The organism is Ramlibacter tataouinensis TTB310 (assembly GCF_000215705.1).
GTDB lineage: Bacteria > Pseudomonadota > Gammaproteobacteria > Burkholderiales > Burkholderiaceae_C > Ramlibacter > Ramlibacter tataouinensis.
On record NC_015677.1, the window covers coordinates 2,784,060 to 2,804,632 of the forward strand.

Here is a 20,573-nt window from a genome sequence, read left to right on the forward strand (position 1 = left end):
GGCCGTGCAGCCGCTCAGGCCGGCCGGGCCGGGGCCAGCAGGCGGTCCAGCGCCGCCGGCTCCACCGGCTTGGTGACATGGTGGTCGAACCCCGCCTCCCGGGCGATGCGCCGGTCCTCGGCCTGGCCCCAGCCCGTCACCGCCACCAGCACCAGGCCCTGCGCCCAGGGCTCCTGCCGCAGCGCGCGCGCCACCTCGTGCCCGTTCAGCTCGGGCATGCCGATGTCCAGCAAGGCCGCATCGGGCTGGAAGGCGCGCGCCAGCGACACCGCGGTGCGCCCGTCGTAGGCCACGCGCACCTGGTGGCCGTCGGCCTCGAGCAGCAGGGCCAGGGTGTCGGCCGCATCGCGGTTGTCGTCGGCCACCAGCACCTTGCGCCCGGCCTGTTCCAAGGCGGTGGCCGGCGAGTCCGGCCGGGAAGGCCCGGTGGCGGCGGGCAGCGGCACGCGCACGGTGAAGGTGCTGCCCTGCCCCGGTCCGGCGCTGCCCGCGGCCACGCTGCCGCCGTGCAGCTCGACCAGGGCCCGGACCAGGGCCAGCCCCAGGCCCAGCCCGCCTTCGGACCGGTCGCTGGCCTCGCGCACCTGCGAGAACATCCGGAACAGCCCGGGCAGTGCCTCGGGTGCCAGGCCGATGCCGGTGTCGCGCACTTCCAGGCGCAGCAGGCCGCCTTCGGCCGCCGCGGCCAGGGTGATGCAGCCGCCGGCGTCGGTGTACTTGGCCGCGTTGGTCAGCAGGTTGGCCAGCACCTGCGACAGGCGCAGCGGGTCGGCCTCCAGTTCCAGCGCCCGGGCCGGCAGCTCGATGCGCAGCCGGTGCTGCTTGCGCTCGATGAGCGGGCGCACGGCCTCCACCGCGCTGTCCACGATGGCTGCCAGCGCCACGCGCTCGCGCCGCAGCTCCAGCTTGCCCTGGGTGATGCGGGCCACGTCCAGCAGGTCGTCCAGCAGCAGGGCCATGTGGCCGACCTGCCGCTGGATCACCTGGCGCGCCAGCGCCAGCTGGTCGGCCGCCAGCGTGGGCCGCGCCAGCAGCTCCGCGGCCGTGCGGATGGGCGCCAGCGGGTTGCGCAGCTCGTGCGACAGCGTGGCCAGGAAGCGGTCCTTGCGCGCGTCGGCGTCGCGCAGCTCCAGGTTCTGCCGCTCGATGGTCTGCTGCGCGGTGCGCATGGCCGTCACGTCGGCGCCGGTGGTCATGAACTCCTCGCTGCCCAGCGGCACGGTGGCGAAGCGGAAGTGGCGGCCCAGCGGCTGGAAGAAGTCGTCGTAGCTGACCGGCCGCTGCTCGCGCATCACCTGTTCCACCACCGGCCGGTAATGCCCGGTGGCGCCGGCGCCGAAGATCTCGTCCGTGGTCAGGCCGCGGATGTCGTCCAGCCGCCGCTGCCAGGTCGCCAGGGCCGGCCCATTGGCATCGAGCAGGCGCCAGCTGCGGATGCGGCCGTCCGGCTCGCGCTCGAGCCGCCAGAAGTGGACCTCCTCGGTCATGTTCTCGAACAGCTGGCGGTAGCGCCGCTCGGCCTCGCTGCGCGCGCGGCCGGCCGCCAGCAGGTCGGTGATGTCGGTGTGCACGCCCACCCACTCGCGCACCTGCCCGTCGGCATCCTGCACCGGCAGCGCGCGGACGGAGAAGGTCCGCCAGACGCCGTCGTGCCGCCGCACCCGGTGCTGGAAGACGAACTTGGAGCCGCGGGCCACGGCGGCGTTCCAGGCGGCTATGGTGGGCTGGGCATCGTCGGGGTGCACCGCCCGGGCCCAGCCGTAGTCCTGGTACTCCTCCTGGCGCTGGCCGGTGAAGGCCGCCCAGCCCGGCTGCGGACCGCGCATGCGGCCGGACGGGTCGTTGGTCCACAGGATGTCGCTGGCCGCCTCGGCCGCGACCCGGAAGCGCGCCTCGCTGACGCGCAGCGCGGCATCGGCCAGCACCTCGGAGGTCACGTCCCGGGCGGCGCACATGCCGCGGTCGGGCTGGAGCTGGCCATCGGCGGCTGGGGCAAAAGTGACCTGCAGCCGGATGTCCAGCCATTTCACGGTGCCGCTGGGCAGCAGGGCGCGCACCTGGATGGCGAGGTGGCCGTTGCCGGCCGGGTCGATGGCCCGCGCGATGCCCTGCAGGTAGCGCGGCCGGTCCTCGGGATGGATGCGGTCGAAGATGGCCTGCCGCGGCACGGTCATGGCAGCCTCGCCCATCTCGAACAGCCGGGCGAGTTCCGCCGAGATGTGGTTCTGGTTGCTGCGGTAGTCGATCTCGGCCATGACCAGGCCCGCCGCCTGCACTCCCATCTCCAGCTTCAGCCGGATCAGGTCGCGCTGGGCCTGCGCCAGCTTGCGCTCGGTGATCTCGCGCGCCACGGCCAGCAGGCCGATGATCCGTCCTCGTTCGTCCCGCAGCGGCGTCTTGCGCGTGAGCCAGTGGCGCCAGCCGCCGTCCGCCGAGGGGACGGCTTCCTCCACCTCCACCGGCTGTCCGTGCGCCAGCACCTGCCGGTCGTTGTCCATCAGCTGGCGTGCGGCCGCCGCATCCGGCAGCACCTGCTCGGCCGTGCGTCCCAGGACCTCATGCGCCTGCAGGCCGACCGCCTGCAGCAAGGCCGGGTTGGCATAGCGGTAGCGGCCCTGCAGGTCCTTGGTGAAGATGACGTCGGCGGAAGCCTCGACGAGCAGGCCGGCCAGCAGCCGGGGATCGTCAAAGGCGAAGGTGGGCGCTTCCATGGGCCGCCGATTCTCGCCGCCGTCCGGCTGGCGCCGGATGCTTGTTTTCCCGCCTTCCACGAGCCGCCTCCAGGCCGATCCGCCGCAGAAACGTAACTTTCTGCCTCAGGCCCGGTGGCCCCTGTCGGCAGCCGCTGCGCCTTCTTCTGCATTCCGCGTGCGGACTGTCGAGGCACCTTCACGTCGCTGCCGAGCCGCGCCAGCACTTGGCTCAGCCGTTATCGGTGGCAAATTTCGTCTTGCGTTCTTGGGCCGTGCTGCGCCCAGCCTGTGAGCTTTATCACAAAAAAACCCAAGCTCATCTTCGTTACTTCTGTAGTCAACCTCCTACGAGATGTAGGAGCGCGGCCCATAAATTCACGCTTCTTGCTGAGGTTGGGCTCGAACTCGACCGCTGGCACCGCGAAGCCCAGGCACCGCGCTCCAGGGCCCAGAAGCCGCAGCTGATCTTTGAACAGGCCGAGGCGCAGCGGTGGGACCGCTGGCCGAAGCAGCTTCCCGAGGACATGTTGAGCATGAAACGACGCCTATTTCTCCACACCGGTTCGGCCGCCGCGGTTCTTGCCCTCACCGGATGCGGTGGTGGCGGTGGCGGCGGCACCGGCGAGAGTGCCGGCCTTGCGACCGGAGTCTCGACAGGCGGCGCAGCGGGCAGCGTGGCGCCGGCTTTCGCTCAATCCTCGGCTGCGGCCGCCGGCGCCGGCCTGCCCGCCAAGGTCCTGGCCTGCTACTTCACCACCTGGGACACCAGCCGGCTCAAGATCGACGAGGTGCCGACGGACTTCAACGTCATCTACCTGTTCCATGCCAAACCCAACGGCAGCCCGGTCAACGGCAGCCACAACAACGTCGGTGACGGCTCGTTCTTCTTCGAGTACCACGCCAACGTGACGCCCGGCCAGGTCCAGGCCTGCCGCGACCGCGGCCAGAAGGTGATCCTGACGGCGGGTGGCGCGCAGGCCGGCTACGCCTGGGACAACCGGGCCAAGTCGCAGAACTTCGTCAACTCGTTCCGGCGCATGCACGACAGCCTGGGCGGGCTGGACGGCCTGGACTTCAACAACTTCGAGGCCGCCATCCTCAACGACGGCAACGTCCAGGCCGTCACCCAGGAGATGGTCTGGATCGCCCAGCAGCTCAAGTCTCTGTACGGCCCGGCCTTCGCCATCACCGCGCCGCCCCAGCCCAACGATCCGCGCCAGCAGCAGCTGATGGCCGGCCTCCAGGACGCCGGCGTGCTGACCTACTGCGGCGCCCAGTTCTACGACTGGAGCGGATTCAACGCACCGGGCTACATCAAGCAGCGCACCGACGCCTGGATCTCGATGCTGGGCGACGAACGCAGCTTCGTGGTCGGCCTGTCGGGCAACTACCCCAACGGCCCCTCGCTGCAGGACTGCATCCGCGAGTGGGACAGCATCAAGGCCGCCCACCCCGACATCCGGGGCATGTTCTGCTGGAGCGCCCAGCACGTGGCGGCCGGCGGCAACGCCTGGAGCAGCGCGATGAAGGCGCGGCTGTAGGTCAAAAATCACGGCGCGGGCCTGGCGGCCGACGAGTCCAGGTCCGCCGCAGGCCCGCCGCGCGCCGCCACCAGGAAGCCGGCGAAGCGGTGCGCCGCCTGCTGCCAGCTGAAGTCCAGCGCACGCTGGCGCGCCTCGTGGCGCGGCACGGCCAAGGCAGCATGCCAGGCGCGCTGCAGGTCAGCGTCCATGGCGCCGCCCATCGGCCGCCCGCCGTCGGGATGGGGCCGGCCCAGCACCTCCAGCGGCCCGTCGGCCGGGTAGGCGGCCACCGGCGTGCCGGTCGCCATGGCTTCGAGCATGACCAGGCCGAAGGTGTCGGCCCGGCTGGGGAAGACGAACACGTCGGCGGCCGCGTAGACCTGGGCGAGCCGCGGGCGCTCCAGCAGGCCGACCCAGTGGACGCCCGGATAGCGCCGGCGCAGCTGCGCCTCGACCGGTCCGACACCGCACACCACCTTGCTGCCGGGCACCTCCAGGTCCAGGAAGGCCCCGATGTTCTTCTCGTAGGACACGCGGCCCACGAACAGCGACACCGGCCGCGGCAACCCGCCCAGGACCGGGCAGATGCGCGGCTGGGGATGGAAGGCGAACAGCTCCGTGTCCACCCCGTGCGTCCACTCGCGCAGCCGGCCCAGGCCGCGCCGCGCGAGCATGTCCAGAACGCTGCGGGTGGGCACCATCACGCCGCTGGATGGCCGGTGGAAGTGCCGCATCAGGGCATAGCCCCAGGCCACCGGGATGCGCAGCGCCGCGTGGGCGATCTCCGGGAACTTGGTGTGGAACGCGGTGGTGAAGGCCAGGCCGTGCCGCAGGCAGTGGCGGCGCGCGGCCCAGCCCAGCGGCCCCTCGGTGGCCAGGTGGATGGCATCGGGCGCGCAGGCGGCCAGCCGCTCGGCCAGCGCGCGGCCCGGGCGCACGGCCAGGTCGATGCCGGCGTAGCCGGGACAGGGCCGGGTGCGGAACTGGCCCGGGTGGATCACCTCCACCTCGTGGCCCGCCTGTTCCAGCTCGCGCACCAGCTCGGCCAGGGTGGTCACCACGCCGTTGACCTGCGGCATCCAGGCATCGGTCACCAGGGCGAGCTTCATGCGGGCTCCAGCCAGGGCGCGGCCACCGGGGCGGGCGCCTGCCGGGGCGGCTCCAGCGGCGCGGCGTCCCAGTGCACGATTTCCAGCCGGCCGTCCAGGTGCTCGACCAGCGCGGTGCGGCTTTCCACCCAGTCACCGTCGTTGCAGTACAGCACGCCGTCGATCTCGCGCATCTCGGCGCGGTGGATGTGGCCGCACACCACGCCGTCGTGGCCGCGGCGGCGGGCCTCCTGGGCCACGGCGGTCTCGAAGCTGGTGACGTAGTTCAGCGCTTTCTTGACCTTGTGCTTGAGGTAGGCCGACAGCGACCAGTACGGCAGGCCCAGGCGGGCCCGCCAGGCGTTGAGATGGCGGTTCACCCGCAGCGTGAACTCATACAGGGTGTCGCCCAGGTAGGCCAGCCACCTGGCGCCCTGCACCACGGCATCGAAGTGGTCGCCGTGGATCACCCACAGCCGCCGGCCGGTGGCGGTGACATGCACCGCCTCGGCCGCCACTTCGATGCCGCCGAACTGGTGGCCCACGAAGTTGCGCGCGAACTCGTCGTGGTTGCCTGGCACGTAGACGACGCGGCAGCCCTTGCGGGCGCGCCGCAGCAGCTTCTGCACCACGTCGTTGTGGGCCTGCGGCCAGAACCATCGCTTCCTCAGCTGCCAGCCGTCCACGATGTCGCCCACCAGGTACAGGTAGTCGCTCGGGTGGGCCTTCAGGAACTCCAGCAGCGGGCCGGCCTGGCAGCCCGGCGTGCCCAGGTGCAGGTCGGACACGAAGACGGCGCGCAGGCGCCGCGCCGGCGGGTCCGCGTCGCAGCCGGCTGGCGACACGGGCGGCAGCGGCGCCAGGGCTTTTCTGAAGGCGGCTCGGGTCTCGACTCTCATGGCGGCTCCTGGGGCTGCGGATGAGCCCATGGTCGCGCCGTGCGATGACGCCCGCGTGGCAGTTCCGTGGCGCGCCGGTGACGTTCCCGCAGCGCTACAGGCGCGCCGCCAGCGCCGCCAGCCACAGGCCGGCGCACAGCAGCAGGCTCAGGAGCACGGCGGCGCTGCCCATGTCCTTGGCGCGCTTGGACAGGTGGTTCCACTCCGGGCCGATGCGGTCGATCGCCGTCTCGATGCCGGTGTTGAGCAGTTCCACGATCATCACCAGCAGCACCGATCCGGCCAGCAGGCCCACCTCCACCCAGCCGCGGCCGATCCAGAATGCGGCCGGCAGCAGCACGATAGAGGCCACGGCCTCCTGGCGGAAGGCCGGTTCCTCCCAGCCGGCGCGCAGGCCGGCCAGCGAGTAGCCGGCGGCATGCCAGACGCGGTCGAGGCCGGTGCGCAGCTTCTGGGCATTGGCCGGCAGCCCGGGGTCGTGGAGGTTCATCGCCGCACTCTCTCACGGCCCAGTGACGGGAATGTGTCGGGAATGTGGCGCGCGCGGGCGGCTACAGCGCCACGTCGAATACCCCGCGCAGCCGCGCCTTCATCCACTCGGCGCGCCTGCGCTGGCCATCCTGCAGCGCCAGGTGGATGGCCCACGCGTAGTTGAGCACGTTCAGCGCGCGCAGTTGCGGCGCGATGCGGGCAAAGCGCGCCGCCGACAGCCCGTAGCCTTCCAGGAACACCTCCTTGCCGTCGGGCCCCAGGTCGTGCAGCGCGATCGCCAGCTCCCAGTGCGGCGGCGGCGCGGACAGGCAGTCCTCCCAGTCGATCAGCGCGACGATGCGCCCGTCGCGCGGCGAGACGATCACGTTCTTCAGGCGCAGGTCGCCGTGCTGCAGCACCGGGCGGCGGCTCCAGCGGCGCATCTGCGCCAGCGTGGCCGTCAGCGCCTGGCGCGCCGGCGTCGGCAGCGCGTTGACGCGGTCCAGCATCCCCAGCCGCTCGCCCACGCGCAGTTCGTGGTCCAGGAAATCGGCCCAGTGCGGCCAGCTGCGCTGCCCGGGCACGGCGCTGCCGCCCACCGCCGGACCGAAGCCCTGGGTCGCCACCTGGTGCAGCCGCGCGGCCAGCTCGCCCATCTGTCGCAGCACCGCGTTGCCGTCGGCCCATTGCGTGCCGGGGATGCCCTCCACCAGCCGCTGCAGCATGTACGGGTGCCCGCCTTCCTCCCCCACTTCGAGCACCTGGGGCGTGGGCACGCCGGCCTTGCGCGCCTGCCCCATGGCCCAGGCCTCCTTGCGGTAGACCGCGAGCTTGCCCGGGTCCTGGTGCAGGCGCACCACCAGCGGCTGGCCGCCCGCCTGCAGCTGGTAGACATGGTTGTTCAGGCCGCCGCCCAGGGCCTGCAGGCCGCGCGGCCGCTCGCCGAAGCGGCGCTGCACCAGCCGCGCGACCCAGGCGCGCGCCGGCCCGTCCTGCGGCTTGGGGGTGGGGGCGGAGTCTGCCGCGCCGGCCTTGCGCATGCTCAGCGCACCGCCTCGGCCACGGACAGCAGCAGTTCGCCGAAGGCCGGCGCGTCGGGCAGGCGCACCGTGTCGACGCGGCCCTTGAAGCCCACGTCCTGGTTGCCCACGATGGCCGCGAAGCCGACCTCGTCCAGGAAGGTGTCGGTCTCGGCGTCGCCCGCGCCTATGCTGTCGGCCAGCGACACCCGGAGGTGGGCGGCCAGCGCCAGCGCGCCCGAGCGCTTGTCCACGCCCTGGCGGGTGACAAAGCGGGTCTGGGCGGTGTGCTGGTAGGCCATCAGCCGGTCCTGCGGCGCGTCGATCAGCAGGAACACCATGCACTGGGGCTGCGCATGCAGCGCGGCCTCCAGCGCCGGCAGGCCGCCCGAGAGCACGCGGCTGGCGCTGCGGTACTTGGCCTGCACCGGCGCGATGCGCTGCGCATCCGGGGTCCAGATCAGCTCGCCCTCCTGCCAGCGGCGCGGGTAGAAGAACACCAGCAGGTCCTGCGCGCCCTGCTCCACCAGCCCGCGCACGCCCTGCAGCACCTCGTCGACCTCCTGCGTGGTCAAGGTGAAGGCGTGCACTTCCTCGAAGGCGAGCTCGCCGCCCTGCGAGGCCACGATGCGCCCGACCAGGCTGCCCTTGAGCGAGACCACCGTCATGTCGCTGCCCGAGGCGCGGCGCCAGTCGGCGCCGAACACGCGCATGATGGACAGCGGAAAGCGCAGGGTGTTGATCAGCACCTCGCGGCCGGCCGCATGCACCTGCTGCAGGCCCAGCTCCACGCTGCGGGACAGCAGCACGCGGCCCTCGACCTCGTGCACCGCGGTGCCGTCCAGGTCGGTGATCACCGCCCCGCTTCGCGCGAAGTCGGATGCCCGCAGGAAGCGCTGCAGGCGCGGCCGGTAGTCGGTCAGCAGGTCGTCCATGGGGCGGGCTCGGGTTGCACGCATGATGGCAGCGCGCCTGCCCGCGGCCTGTCAGCCAAGCCCGCTACCTGCGGCCGGGCCGGGCTCACGGCGCACCGCGCGGCTGCCGCTCGCGCCACCACTTGCGCCGCTCGGTCAGCCGCTCGAACGGGAACAGGCTGCCCAGCGCCCCGGCCACCGACGACAGGCTGTTGAGCGAGCGCCAGGCCTCCAGCGCGAACTCCTGCACCACCTGGCGCTCGCTGACCTCGCTGCCTTCGTCGATGCGCGACAGCGCGTGCATCACGTACAGGCCGAACAGGGCCGAGATGGCGAACAGGAACTCCCAGTGCGCGAAGCTGACCACCGCCATCTCGCCCCAGCTGAGGGGAGTGGCCCAGCGCACCACCGCCGACAGCTCGGCGGCCTGGAACGCGCCGGCCAGGGCGCCCGCGGCAATGGGCGCGATGCCGCCGGACACCGCCGAGGCCAGGCCGATGGCGGCCAGGTAGGCCGTGCCCTGGCCCTGCGGCGCCAGCTTCAGGCCCAGGTTGCCGGTGGCCAGGCCGATGCCGCCGGTGGCAATGCCCATCACGAAATGGATGGCGTACAGCAGCCCCAGCTGCCAGCCGGCGTCGGTCACGGCATCGGCGAACACCAGGGCGAGGATGCAGGTGAAGTGCACCGGCAGGGCCACCGCCAGCACCGCCTTGTTGGAGAACCGGTCGGACAGCCGCCCCCACAGGTACAGGGTCAGGGCGTTGGCCAGCTGGCTGGTCACCCACAGGCTGGTGACGGTGGCCACGGCGTAGCCGCGCTGCTCCATCAGGTAGACGGTCAGGAAGGGCGCCGCCAGGTTGGAGGCGATGGTCCAGGCCGCCAGGAAGACCAGCAGCCGGCGGAAGTTGCGGTCGCGGAACGGCTGCCGGAAGCGCTCGCGCAGCCCGACCTCCGGCCCGGCGTCGGGCATCACCGGCTCGGGCGCCCGGCCCAGGTAGAACGAGCTGACGAAGCCGGCCAGCGCCGCCAGCGCGAACACCAGCGCGTAGGGCTGCAGCGACGCCGCCGCCGGGACGCGGTCGATCAGGGTGCCCGCCGCCAGCGTGCCGATGCAGGCCAGCGTGGTGCCGAAGAACAGCCGGCGCGAGAAGAAGCTGCCCAGCTCGCGCGGCGGGATCAGCTGGTGCAGCCAGGAGTTGACGGCGCAGCCGCCCACCGCGTTGAGCGCCGCGATGGCCAGCTGCGCGGCGATCAGCAGCTGCAGCGCCAGCGAGGGTTCCGTCAGGAAGGGCAGCACCGCGGTCAGCAGGATCAGCACGCGCGCCGCCGTGACCGCCAGCACGCCGATCCGGCGCCGCTGGCGCACCCGCTCGATCAGCAGCGTGGCGGGCAGCTGGGCCGCTTGGGCGATGAAGGGGATGGCGGCCAGCAGGCCGATCTGCAGCGGCGTGGCGCCCAGCGCCAGCGCGAATGCCACCAGGATGACGCCGCCGGAGAAGGAGCCCGCCAGGCTGGCCCAGGCCAGGTCCTTCACCAGGTCACGCTGGCCTGCGGCCAGCTCGGCGGGGGAGATGTGGGGAACGGGGCGCAGCATCCTTCGCGGGCAAAGGCGTCCAGTAGAGGCGCTGCGCCGGCGGCCCGGTGTAGGAACTGGACGGTTTTTCGGGTACGTGCCGGGCCTGAGGCGCCGGCCGCGTCAGGCGACGCGGAACACGCCCATCATCCCGCCTTCCTGGTGCTCCAGCACGTGGCAATGCAGCATCCAGTCGCCGGGGTTGTCGGCCACGAAGGCGATGTCGGCCCGCTCGCCGGGATCGAGCAGCACCGTGTCGCGCCACTCGCGGTGCGCGGTCTCGCGGCCGTTGCGGCGCAGGACGCGGAAACTGTGGCCGTGCAGGTGGATGGGATGGTGCCAGCGGGTGTCGTTGTGCAGCGCCAGCACGTAGCTGCGGCCGCGGCGCAGCGTGACGATGGGCGCCTCGTGCCGGCCGTGCGCCCCGCCCTCGCCATGGCCGCCGGAGACCACGCCGTTGACCGCCCAGGCCTTGCCCTGGCGCAGCAGGCCCATCATGGGCAGGGGCTGGCCGTCGAGCAGGGCGCGGTGCAGGCTGCCCATCATGCCGCCCTGGAACACCACCTCGTGCGTCTGCGCCGCCCCCAGGTCGGGCTCGGCCAGCGGGTTGCCCGGCAGCGCCGCCGGCGGCGTCAGCGGCTGCGCACGCAGGGGCTGGCCCTCCACCACCCGCTGCAGCAGGTCGAAGGCGCCGCGCGGGTAGAAGTCGTCGAACACGGCATGGCGTTGGCCGGCCTGCTGCCCGGCATCCAGCACCAGGTCGCAGCGCATGCCGGGGGCCAGGCGCACCCGGCCGCCGGGCGGCGCGTGCGGGGCCACCGGCTGGCCGTCCAGCGCCACCACCCAGGGTGCCGGGCCGTCGAAGCCCAGCGAGAAGATGCGCGCATTGGCCGCGTTGACCAGGCGCAGCCGCACGCGCTCGCCGGGGCGCAGCAGCAGGTCCTGCGGCGGCCGGCCGTTGAGCGTGATCGCGTTGCCGATGCGTCCCGCGTGCGCGATGTCGTGCCGGCTGCCGAAGCTCTCGCTGACCTGGCCTCCCTCGCCCAGCCGCCAGTCGTCCAGCACCCAGGTGAGGTCGCGGTCCACCGGCGGCGGCTGGGCCTCGTCCACCACCAGCGCGCCGTACAGGCCGCGCTCCATCTGCTCGCTGCTGCGCAGGTGCGAGTGGTACCAGTAGGTGCCCGCGTCCGGCAGCTCGAATTCGTAGGTGAAGCGCCCGCCCGGCGGGATCGGCGGCTGGGTGAGATGGGGCACGCCGTCCATGGCGTTGGGCACCCGCAGGCCGTGCCAGTGCACGGTGGTCTCCTGTGGCAGCCGGTTCTCCACCACGACGCGCAGCCGCTCGCCCTGGCGCGCGCGGATCAGCGGGCCGGGCACGCCCCCGGCGTAGCCCCAGGCCGCGACCGGCGGCTGGGCGGCGCCGCGCACCGGCACTGCGACGGGCGCGGCCACCAGCGTGTACTCGCGCACCGCGGCCGTCGCGGAACGTTGCGCGCAGCCGGTCGCCAGCCATACCGCCGGCGGCACGGTGGCGGCCAGCCAGCGGCGGCGGTTGAACAGGAAGGTCGGGGGCATCTGCATGCGGGGCGGGGCAATGGCGTGGCGGGGTCCTTGGCACCCACTATAGAGCCCGCTGGCTACACTGCCCGCCCATGGCCTCCCGACCCGCCGACCCGGCCAAGGGTTCCCCGCGCTCGCTGTCCGGCCTGGCGCCGTTCCTGAGGCCCTACCGCGGCCGCATCGCCGCGGCCGGCCTGTTCCTGGTGCTGGCGGCAGCGGCCACGCTGGCGTTCCCCCTCGCGCTGCGCGGCCTGATCGACGGCGGCCTGGCCGCCTCGCAACGCGGCGAGCAGCTGCTGGCCCTGCGCGAGCATTTCCTGGCGCTGTTCGCGGTGGCGGTGGCGCTGGGCCTGTTCTCGGCGGCGCGCTTCTACATGGTCAGCTGGCTGGGCGAGCGCGTCACGGCCGACCTGCGCAGCGCGGTGTACGCCCACGTGCTGCGGCAGAGCCCGGAATTCTTCGAGACCACGCAGACCGGCGAGGTGCTGTCGCGCCTGACCACCGATACGACGCTGGTGCAGACCGTGGTGGGCTCCTCGCTGTCGCTGGGCCTGCGCAACGCGGTGATGGGCGTGGGCGCGCTGGCCATGCTGGTATGGACCAACCCCTACGTGATGTCGCTGGTGCTGCTGGCGCTGCTGGGCGTGGTGCTGCCGGCCATGGCCTTCGGCCGCCGGGTGCGCCGCCTGTCGCGCGCCAGCCAGGACCGGGTGGCGGACTCCAGTGCCATCGCGGCCGAGGTGCTCAATGCCATCCCGGTGGTGCAGAGCTACACCGCCGAGGGGCGCGAGGCACGGCGCTTCGGCGAGGCCACCGACCACGCATTCCACACCGGCGTGCGCCGCACGCGCGCGCGGGCGCTGCTGGTGGCCTTCGTCATCGTCGCCAACGCCGCGCTGCTGCTGTGGGGCCTGTACCAGGGCACGCAGGCGGTGCTGGCCGGCCGCATCACCCCGGGGCACCTGGGCCAGACGGTGGTGTACGTGATCATCTTCGCCGGCGCGGTGGCGGTGCTGGGCGAGGTCTATGGCGACCTGCTGCGCGCGGCCGGCGCCACCGAGCGGCTGATGGAGCTGCTGGACGCGCGCTCGCCGGTGGCCTCGCCGCCGCAGCCCGCGCCGGCCCGCGTGCCGGCGGGCGGCAGTGCGCTGGAGCTGCAGGCCGTCACCTTCCACTACCCCTCGCGCCCGCGGCAGCCGGCGCTGCGCCAGCTGAGCCTGGCGGTGGCGCCGGGCGAGACGGTGGCCCTGGTGGGCGCCAGCGGGGCCGGCAAGACCACGGTGTTCCAGCTGCTGCTGCGCTTCTACGACCCCACCGAAGGCCGCATCCTGATCGATGGCGTGACGGTGCGCGAGATGGCCTTGTCCGAGCTGCGCGGGCGCATCGCCATCGTGCCGCAGGAGCCGGTGATCTTCTCCTCCAGCGCGATGGACAACATCCGCTACGGCCGGCCGCAGGCCAGCGACGAGGAGGTGGTGGCGGCCGCGCGCGCCGCCTTCGCCCACGGCTTCATCGAGGCGCTGCCGGAGGGCTATGCCACCTTCCTGGGCGAGCGTGGCGTGCGCCTGTCGGGCGGCCAGCGCCAGCGCATCGCGATCGCGCGCGCCATGCTCAAGGACGCGCCCCTGCTGCTGCTGGACGAGGCCACCAGCGCGCTGGACGCCGAGAGCGAGCGCATGGTGCAGGCGGCGCTGCAGTCGGCCATGCGCGGGCGCACCACGCTGGTCATCGCGCACCGGCTGGCGACCGTGCAGCAGGCCGACCGCATCGTGGTGCTGGAGCAGGGGCGCATCGTGGAACAGGGCCGGCACGAGGCGCTGGTGGCCGCGGGCGGCCTGTATGCCCGACTGGCTGCTTTGCAGTTCATGGACTGACACCTTCTGTTTTGGCTGGCAGGCTGGCTGGAGGGCTGCAGATGCTCCTCGCCTTCCCCCCCTTCTCCCCCCGCCGGGGCGAAGAGGGGCGCCTTGGATTTGCCCGCGCGCGCCGAATACGGATCTACCGGGGTGAGGTCGCGGTACGGAGTTGGCGCGCCACGGCGCGAACCTGCAGTTGGACGCGCTTCGAGGCCGGCAGGCTCGGAGCCGCTGGCCGCGCGAAGCGCTGGCCAGAACGAGACAGTAGGGACGGCACGAATGTCCCCTTACGAGCCAGCCGCGCTTTGCGCGCTGGCTCGCAGCTCCGAGCTGGTCGGCCAGCCATCCCTAGGACTGCAGCGCCCAGGCCGTGGTGCACCGCGAAGGTGGCGACGGTGCCGGGTAGCTCCGTAGCCGGCGTGAAGAAACCAAATCAAGGCTCCCCTCTTCGCCCCGGCGGGGGCGAAGAGGGGCGGGGGGGAGAAGGGGGGGATGGCGAGGAGCTTCTACAGCCTTGAAAGCAGGCCAGACCGAAACACTACTGAACCGGCCCTTTCAGAGCCTTCGGGATGGGCAGCGGCAACACCCCGATCCCCTCCTCCAGCAAGGCCTGCGTCTCCTCCCGCGTGGCCTGCCCGCGGATCCCCCGCTCCTCGGCCTCGCCGTAGTGCATGCGGCGCGCCTCGTCGGCAAAACGCTCGCCCACGTCCTCGGTGTGCGCCATCACGTGGCGCACCATCTTCAGCCAGGCCGCCTGCAGGGCGGCCGGCCCGGCGGCCATCACGTCCTGGCGCGCCGGCTGCGGCTGCGACTGCTGCGGCCGCGGCTCGGCCGCGCCCAGGTTGAGGCGCGGCGCGCTGAGCATCTTGGTGACCTGCGTGTCGCCGCACATCGGGCATTCGACCAGGCCGCTCTGCAGCTGGTCCTGGAAGGCGTCCTCGTTGGCGAACCAGCCTTCGAAGACGTGCTCCTGCGGGCACTGGAGGTTGAGCACTTTCATGACGGCTCAGATTGTGGCTGCCATTCCAAATTCCAGGCGCCGGAAAGGACGTTCTGCAGCCACAGCGCGCCGGTCAGGGTCTTGGCGTCGGTGACGACGCCCTCGCGGCACCAGGCCTGCAGCTGCGCCGGCGCGACGGCGATCACATCCAGGAACTCGCCGGCATCCAGCTGGCGGCCGCCCGGGCGCAGGCCGCGGGCGAACCAGATGTCGATGAACTCGTCCGAATAACCGATGCAGGGATGCAGCTGGCCGGCATGGGCCCACTCGCCGGCCACGTAGCCGGTCTCCTCCTGCAGCTCGCGGCGGCCGCAGGCCAGCCGGTCCTCGCCCGCACCGAGCTTGCCGGCGGGGAACTCCACCATCACGCGGCCCACCGGATGGCGGTACTGGCGCTCCATCACCACCCGCCCGTCGTCCAGCAGCGGGACCACCATCACGGCGCCGGGATGCAGGATGTACTCTCGCGTGGCGCTGCCGCCATCGGGCAGGGCCACCGTGTCGCGCACCACGTGCAGGAAGTCGCCGCGCAGCAGGTGCTCGCGGCCGGTGGTGCGCTCGACCAGGTGCGGGTCGGCCGGGGGAGAGCTCATTCGCGGTGCCGCAGGAGGTAGCGCCAGACGAAGCCGGGGAAGGCCAGCGTCAGGAACAGCGCCGCGGTGACGGCGTAGAACTCCCAGCCCTGGGGCGCGATCTGGCCCAGCCGCCGCTCCAGCAGCAGCGCCATGCCGCCCACCGCGAAGTACAGCAGCACCAGCTCGGCCAGGCGCACGGCCAGGGACTTGGGGCTGCCCAGCGCAACCACGCCCAGCAGGCGCCGCGTGAGGAACGGCAGGTTGGCCGCCAGCAGCGCCAGGACGATCACGAACCAGGTCGATGCGGTCTGGGACATCGCGCGCCCCGCCCCATCACGTGGCCAGCGTCCGGACCACGGCGTCGGCGCACAGCGCCATCAGCCCGCCGGGCAGGATGCCCAGCACCAGCACCAGCGCGCCGTTGAGGGACAGCACGGCCCGCACGTGCGCCGGCGCGGACACGGTGGTGGCCGTGATGGGCGAGTCGAAGTACATCACCTTCACCACCCGCAGGTAGTAGAACGCGCCGATCAGCGACATCACCACCGCGAAGATGGCCAGGCCGATGTAGAACGCCTGCCCCGAGGCGACCAGCGCCTGCAGCACGGCCAGCTTGGCGTAGAAGCCCACCAGCGGCGGGATGCCGGCCAGCGAGAACATGCACACGGCCATGACGCCGGCGTACAGCGGGCTGCGCTGGTTCAGGCCGGCCAGGTCGGAGATCTCCTCGCTCTCGAAGCCCTCGCGCGCCAGCAGCAGGATGATGCCGAAGGTGGCCAGCGTGGTCAGCACGTAGGTCACGATGTAGAACATCGAGGCGCTGTAGGCGTACTGGGCGTTGCTGGTGTTGCCGTTGACGAAGCCGGCGGCCAGGCCCAGGATCACGAAGCCCATCTGCGCGATGGTGGAGTAGGCCAGCATGCGCTTGAGGTTGGTCTGCGCGATGGCGGCCAGGTTGCCCACCAGCAGCGAGCCCACGGCCAGCACCACCAGCATCTGCTGCCAGTCGATGGCCAGCGGCATCATGCCCTCGACCAGCAGGCGGATGGCGATGCCGAAGGCGGCCAGCTCGGGCGCGGCGCCCAGCATCAGGGTCACGGCCGTGGGCGCGCCCTGGTACACGTCGGGGATCCACATGTGGAAGGGCACGGCTCCCAGCTTGAAGGCCAGGCCGGCGACCACGAACACCAGGCCGAACACCAGCACCTCGTGCTTGATGCGGCCCGAGCCGATGGCCTTGAACACCTCGTTGATGTCCAGCGAGCCGGTGGCGCCGTACAGCATGGAGATGCCGTACAGCAGGAAGCCCGAGGCCATGGCGCCCAGCACGAAGTACTTCATGGCGGCCTCGGTCGCCTGCGCGTGGTCGCGGCGCAGCGCCACCAGCGCGTAGCTGGACAGCGTGAGCAGCTCCAGGCCCAGGTAGATCACCAGGAAGTTGCTGGCCGAGACCATCACGAAGATGCCCAGCAGGGAGAACATGGAGAGCAGGAACAGCTCGCCGCCGCGCAGCATGTCGCGCTCGGCCGCGTACGGCCGGCCGTAGACCAGGGTGACCATCACGGCGATGGTGGCGAACACCTTGAGCCAGTTGCCCAGCGGGTCGCTGACCACCATCTTGTTGAAGCCGTACAGCGTCTGGCCGGTCATCGCGAACTCCGCGCTCAGCCAGGCCACCAGGGCCAGGGTGGCCAGGGTCAGGCCGTAGGTCAGGCCGCGCAGCCGGCTCTTGACGCCCAGGTCCACCAGGGCGACCACGCAGGCCATCACCAGCAGGAGGATTTCCGGCGCGACGACGTAGAAGCTCAGTCGGTCAAGCATGGTGGTGTCTTCAGTTCAGTTTGGAAGCCGCCACGTGCTTCAGGAGATCGACCACCGAGGCGTTCATCACGTCGGTGAAGGGCTTGGGATGGATGCCCATGTACAGCACGGCGACAGCCAGGATGCCGAGCATCAGGAACTCGCGCGCGTTGATGTCGGTGAGCTGGCGCACGTCGTCATTGGCCACGGGACCCAGGTACACGCGCTTGAACATCCACAGGGTGTAGGCCGCGCCCCAGATCAGCGCCGTGGCAGCCAGCAGGCCCAGCCAGAAGTTGGCCTTGACGGTGCCCAGGATCACCATCCACTCGCCCACGAACCCGGCGGTGGCGGGCAGGCCGGCGTTGGCCATGGCGAACAGCAGCGCGAACGCGGTGAAGTTGGGCATGGTGTTCACCACCCCGCCGTAGCTGGCGATCTCGCGCGAATGCACCCGGTCGTACAGCACGCCGATGCACAGGAACATGGCGCCCGAGACGAAGCCGTGGGCGATCATCTGCACCAGGCCGCCGGCCACGCCCAGGTCGTTGAAGATGAAGAAGCCCAGGGTCACGAAGCCCATGTGGGCCACCGACGAGTAGGCCACCAGCTTCTTCATGTCCTGCTGCACCATGGCCACCAGGCCCACGTAGATCACCGCGATCAGCGACAGCGCGATCATCAGCCAGGCCCACTCGCGCGAGGCGTCCGGCGCGATCGGCATGGAAAAGCGCAGGAAGCCGTAGGCCCCCAGCTTCAGCATGATGGCCGCCAGCACGGCCGAGCCGCCGGTGGGCGCCTCCACGTGCACGTCGGGCAGCCAGGTGTGCACCGGGAACATGGGCACCTTGACGGCGAAGGCGGCGAAGAAGGCGAAGAACAGCAGCGTCTGCGCCGTGGCCGGCAGCGGCAGCCGGTGCCAGGCGGCGATGTCGAAGCTGCCGCCGGACCGGGTGTACAGGTAGATCAGCGCGATCAGCATCAAGAGCGAGCCGAGCAGCGTGTACAGGAAGAACTTGAAGGCGGCGTAGATCTTGCGCGGCCCGCCCCAGATGCCGATGATCAGGTACATCGGGATCAGCGTGGCCTCGAAGAACACGTAGAACAGCATGCCGTCCAGCGCGCAGAACACGCCGATCATCAGGCCCGACAGGATCAGGAACGCGCCCATGTACTGGTTGACGCGCTCGGTGATCGCCTCCCAGGCGGAGATCACCACCACCACGGTGATGAAGGCCGTCAGCAGCACGAACCAGAACGAGATGCCGTCCACGCCCAGGTGGTAGTGGATGTTGAAGCGCTCGATCCACGGGGCACGCTCGACGAACTGCATCGCGGAGCTGCCGCGGTCGAAGCGGCCGTACAGCGGCAGCGTCACCAGGAAGCCGACCAGCGAGCCGATCAGCGCCAGCCAGCGCACGGCGCGCGCCTGGTCGTCCCGCCCCAAGGCCAGCAGCACCGCGCCGAACAGGATCGGCGTCCAGATCGCCAAGCTCAACAGACCCATTTTTGTTGTTCTCCTATCGTCCCAGCCAGGCCGACCACGGCGCCACGAACCAGGTGAGCAGCACGAACACGCCCACGATCATGGCCAGCGCATAGTGGTAGAGGAAGCCGGTCTGCAGCCGGCGCACCATGAAGGCGAAGGCTCCCACCACGCGGGCGCTGCCGTTGACCAGGGCGCCGTCGATCAGCGCCTGGTCGCCGCCCTTCCACAGCCCCAGGCCCAGGCCGCGCGCGGCGCGGGCGATGATGTTCTCGTTGATCCAGTCCATGTAGTACTTGTTGTCGAGGATCTTGTAGACCGTCTGGAGGTGGGCGCGCAGCGCGGCCGGCAGGGCCGGGTTCACCATGTACATGTACCAGGCCAGCACCACGCCGGCGACGGCCAGGTACAGCACCGGCGTGCTGAAGGCATGCACGGCCATCTGCACCGGGCCATGGAACATCCTGGCCAGTTCCGCCATCGCGGGGTGGCGGGCGGCGTCCACCGTGATGGCGTCCTTGAGGAAGTCGCCGAACAGCATCGGCTGGATGGTCAGGAAGCCGATCACCACCGACGGCAGGGCCAGCAGCAGCAGCGGCGCCGTCACCACCCAGGGCGACTCGTGCGGCTTGCCGTGCGCATCGTGCCCGTGGTGGTGCGGGTCGGGCTCCTCGTCCGAATGGTGGCCGTGGTGGGCGTCCGGGTTTTGGCCGTAGCGCTCCTGGCCGTGGAACACCAGGAAGTACATGCGGAACGAGTAGAAGGCGGTGACGAACACGCCGATCAGCACCGCCCAGTAGGCGAAGCCGGCGCCCGGCAGGCGGCTGAAGTGCACCGCCTCGATGATGCTGTCCTTGGAGTAGAAGCCGGAGAACAGCGGCGTGCCGATCAGCGCCAGCGAGCCCAGCAGTGCAGTGATCCAGGTGATGGGCATGTACTTGCGCAGGCCGCCCATCCAGCGGATGTCCTGGTTGTGGTGCACGCCCATGATGACCGAGCCGGCGGCCAGGAACAGCAGCGCCTTGAAGAAGGCATGCGTCATCAGGTGGAACACCGCCACCGAGTAGGCCGAGGCGCCCAGCGCCACCGTCATGTAGCCCAGCTGCGAGAGCGTGGAGTAGGCCACCACCCGCTTGATGTCGTTCTGGATGATGCCCAAAAAGCCCATGAACAGGGCCGTGATGGCGCCTATCACCAGGATGAAGGACAGCGCGGTGTCGGACAGCTCGTACAGCGGCGACATGCGCGCCACCATGAAGATGCCGGCCGTCACCATGGTGGCGGCGTGGATCAGCGCGGAGATGGGCGTCGGGCCCTCCATCGAGTCGGGCAGCCACACGTGCAGCGGGAACTGCGCGCTCTTGCCCATGGCGCCGATGAACAGGCAGATGCAGATCACGGTGATCAGCATCCACTCGGTGCCCGGGAAACCGAGCTTGGCAAGGTCTGCGCTTTTAGCGAAGACCTCGCCATAGGCGAGCGAACCGGTGTAGGCGGCGATCAGGCCGATGCCCAGGATGAAGCCGAAGTCGCCCACCCGGTTGACCAGGAAGGCCTTCATGTTGGCGAAGATGGCCGACGGCTTGTTGTACCAGAAGCCGATCAGCAGGTAGGACACCAGGCCCACCGCCTCCCAGCCGAAGAACAGCTGCAGGAAGTTGTTGCTCATCACCAGCATCAGCATGGCGAAGGTGAAGAGCGAGATGTAGGAGAAGAAGCGGTTGTAGCCCTCGTCCTCCTCCATGTAGCCGATGGTGTAGATGTGCACCATCAGCGACACGAAGGTCACCACGCACATCATCATGGCCGTCAGGCCGTCGACCAGGAAGCCGACCTCCATGCGCAGGCCGCCCACCACCATCCATTCGTAAATGGTCTGGTTGAACCGGGCGCCGTCGGCGGCCACGCTCTTGAGCGTCATGGCCGACAGCACGAAGGCGATCAGCACGCCCAGGATGGTGGCGGTGTGGGCCAGGCGGCGGCCGATCCACCTTCCACCGAAGGTGGTGCCGAAGATGCCTGCGATGACCGCGCCGGCCAGCGGGGCCATGGGAACGGCGAGCAGGGCCTGTGCATTGAGGGTCTGGCTCATGTTTCTTTTCGACGCGCTGCAGGG

16 protein-coding genes are annotated in these 20,573 nt (G+C 71.0%); 2 read left to right on the forward strand and 14 right to left on the reverse strand.

Annotation, left to right across the window (positions count from 1 at the left end; all coding sequences use genetic code 11):
- Positions 1 to 14 precede the first annotated feature (14 nt).
- The gene (locus tag RTA_RS19835) at positions 15 to 2,711 is read right to left on the reverse strand and encodes a hybrid sensor histidine kinase/response regulator (protein WP_049871286.1); all 2,697 of its coding nucleotides are present in this window, start codon (positions 2,709 to 2,711) and stop codon (positions 15 to 17) included.
- A 656-nt stretch (positions 2,712 to 3,367) separates the two neighbouring features.
- Here RTA_RS19835 and RTA_RS13395 point away from each other — a divergent pair.
- The gene (locus RTA_RS13395; protein WP_041675576.1) at positions 3,368 to 4,234 is read left to right on the forward strand and encodes a glycoside hydrolase family 18 protein; all 867 of its coding nucleotides are present in this window, start codon (positions 3,368 to 3,370) and stop codon (positions 4,232 to 4,234) included.
- Between the two features lie 8 nt (positions 4,235 to 4,242).
- On the opposite strand, the gene RTA_RS13400 is transcribed toward RTA_RS13395, so the two are convergent.
- The 7 genes from RTA_RS13400 to RTA_RS13430 all read right to left on the reverse strand — a co-directional run bounded on the left by RTA_RS13400 (position 4,243) and on the right by RTA_RS13430 (position 11,761).
- Positions 4,243 to 5,325: a glycosyltransferase family 4 protein gene (locus RTA_RS13400; RefSeq protein ID WP_013901952.1), complete on the reverse strand. Its 1,083-nt coding sequence runs from the start codon at positions 5,323 to 5,325 to the stop codon at positions 4,243 to 4,245.
- Entirely contained in the window at positions 5,322 to 6,203 is an 882-nt protein-coding gene (locus RTA_RS13405; protein WP_013901953.1) for a UDP-2,3-diacylglucosamine diphosphatase, read from the reverse strand. The genes RTA_RS13400 and RTA_RS13405 overlap by 4 nt, the downstream gene beginning before the upstream one ends.
- 94 nt (positions 6,204 to 6,297) lie before the next feature.
- Positions 6,298 to 6,693, reverse strand: coding sequence for a diacylglycerol kinase (locus tag RTA_RS13410; RefSeq protein ID WP_013901954.1), 396 nt, complete (start codon positions 6,691 to 6,693; stop codon positions 6,298 to 6,300).
- 61 nt (positions 6,694 to 6,754) lie between these two features.
- A complete protein-coding gene (locus RTA_RS13415) occupies positions 6,755 to 7,714 on the reverse strand; it encodes a phosphotransferase family protein (RefSeq protein WP_013901955.1) in 960 nt (319 codons plus the stop codon).
- Between the two features lie 2 nt (positions 7,715 to 7,716).
- Complete coding sequence (locus RTA_RS13420) at positions 7,717 to 8,628, reverse strand: HAD family hydrolase (protein ID WP_013901956.1); 912 nt, start codon at positions 8,626 to 8,628, stop codon at positions 7,717 to 7,719.
- 85 nt (positions 8,629 to 8,713) lie between these two features.
- Positions 8,714 to 10,201, reverse strand: a complete 1,488-nt coding sequence (locus RTA_RS13425) for an MFS transporter (protein ID WP_049871287.1) — start codon at positions 10,199 to 10,201, stop codon at positions 8,714 to 8,716.
- 102 nt (positions 10,202 to 10,303) lie between these two features.
- The gene (locus RTA_RS13430) at positions 10,304 to 11,761 is read right to left on the reverse strand and encodes a multicopper oxidase family protein (RefSeq protein WP_013901958.1); all 1,458 of its coding nucleotides are present in this window, start codon (positions 11,759 to 11,761) and stop codon (positions 10,304 to 10,306) included.
- Positions 11,762 to 11,832: 71 nt separating this feature from the next.
- Between RTA_RS13430 and RTA_RS13435 the strand changes: the two genes are divergently transcribed.
- Positions 11,833 to 13,614: an ABC transporter transmembrane domain-containing protein gene (locus tag RTA_RS13435; RefSeq protein ID WP_013901959.1), complete on the forward strand. Its 1,782-nt coding sequence runs from the start codon at positions 11,833 to 11,835 to the stop codon at positions 13,612 to 13,614.
- Positions 13,615 to 14,134: 520 nt separating this feature from the next.
- On the opposite strand, the gene RTA_RS13440 is transcribed toward RTA_RS13435, so the two are convergent.
- The 6 genes from RTA_RS13440 to nuoL are packed head-to-tail and all read right to left on the reverse strand — an operon-like array spanning position 14,135 to position 20,549.
- A complete protein-coding gene (locus tag RTA_RS13440) occupies positions 14,135 to 14,596 on the reverse strand; it encodes a DUF1178 family protein (RefSeq protein WP_041675577.1) in 462 nt (153 codons plus the stop codon).
- The gene (locus RTA_RS13445) at positions 14,593 to 15,189 is read right to left on the reverse strand and encodes an NUDIX domain-containing protein (RefSeq protein WP_013901961.1); all 597 of its coding nucleotides are present in this window, start codon (positions 15,187 to 15,189) and stop codon (positions 14,593 to 14,595) included. The genes RTA_RS13440 and RTA_RS13445 overlap by 4 nt, the downstream gene beginning before the upstream one ends.
- On the reverse strand, positions 15,186 to 15,488 hold the full coding sequence (locus tag RTA_RS13450) for a DUF2818 family protein (protein WP_013901962.1): 303 nt from the start codon (positions 15,486 to 15,488) through the stop codon (positions 15,186 to 15,188). Before RTA_RS13450 ends, RTA_RS13445 begins: the two co-directional genes overlap by 4 nt.
- 16 nt (positions 15,489 to 15,504) lie before the next feature.
- A complete protein-coding gene (nuoN, locus tag RTA_RS13455) occupies positions 15,505 to 16,992 on the reverse strand; it encodes an NADH-quinone oxidoreductase subunit NuoN (RefSeq protein WP_013901963.1) in 1,488 nt (495 codons plus the stop codon).
- A 10-nt stretch (positions 16,993 to 17,002) separates the two neighbouring features.
- Complete coding sequence (locus RTA_RS13460) at positions 17,003 to 18,478, reverse strand: NADH-quinone oxidoreductase subunit M (protein WP_013901964.1); 1,476 nt, start codon at positions 18,476 to 18,478, stop codon at positions 17,003 to 17,005.
- A gap of 13 nt (positions 18,479 to 18,491) precedes the next feature.
- On the reverse strand, positions 18,492 to 20,549 hold the full coding sequence (gene nuoL / locus RTA_RS13465; protein ID WP_013901965.1) for an NADH-quinone oxidoreductase subunit L: 2,058 nt from the start codon (positions 20,547 to 20,549) through the stop codon (positions 18,492 to 18,494).
- Positions 20,550 to 20,573: the final 24 nt, after the last annotated feature.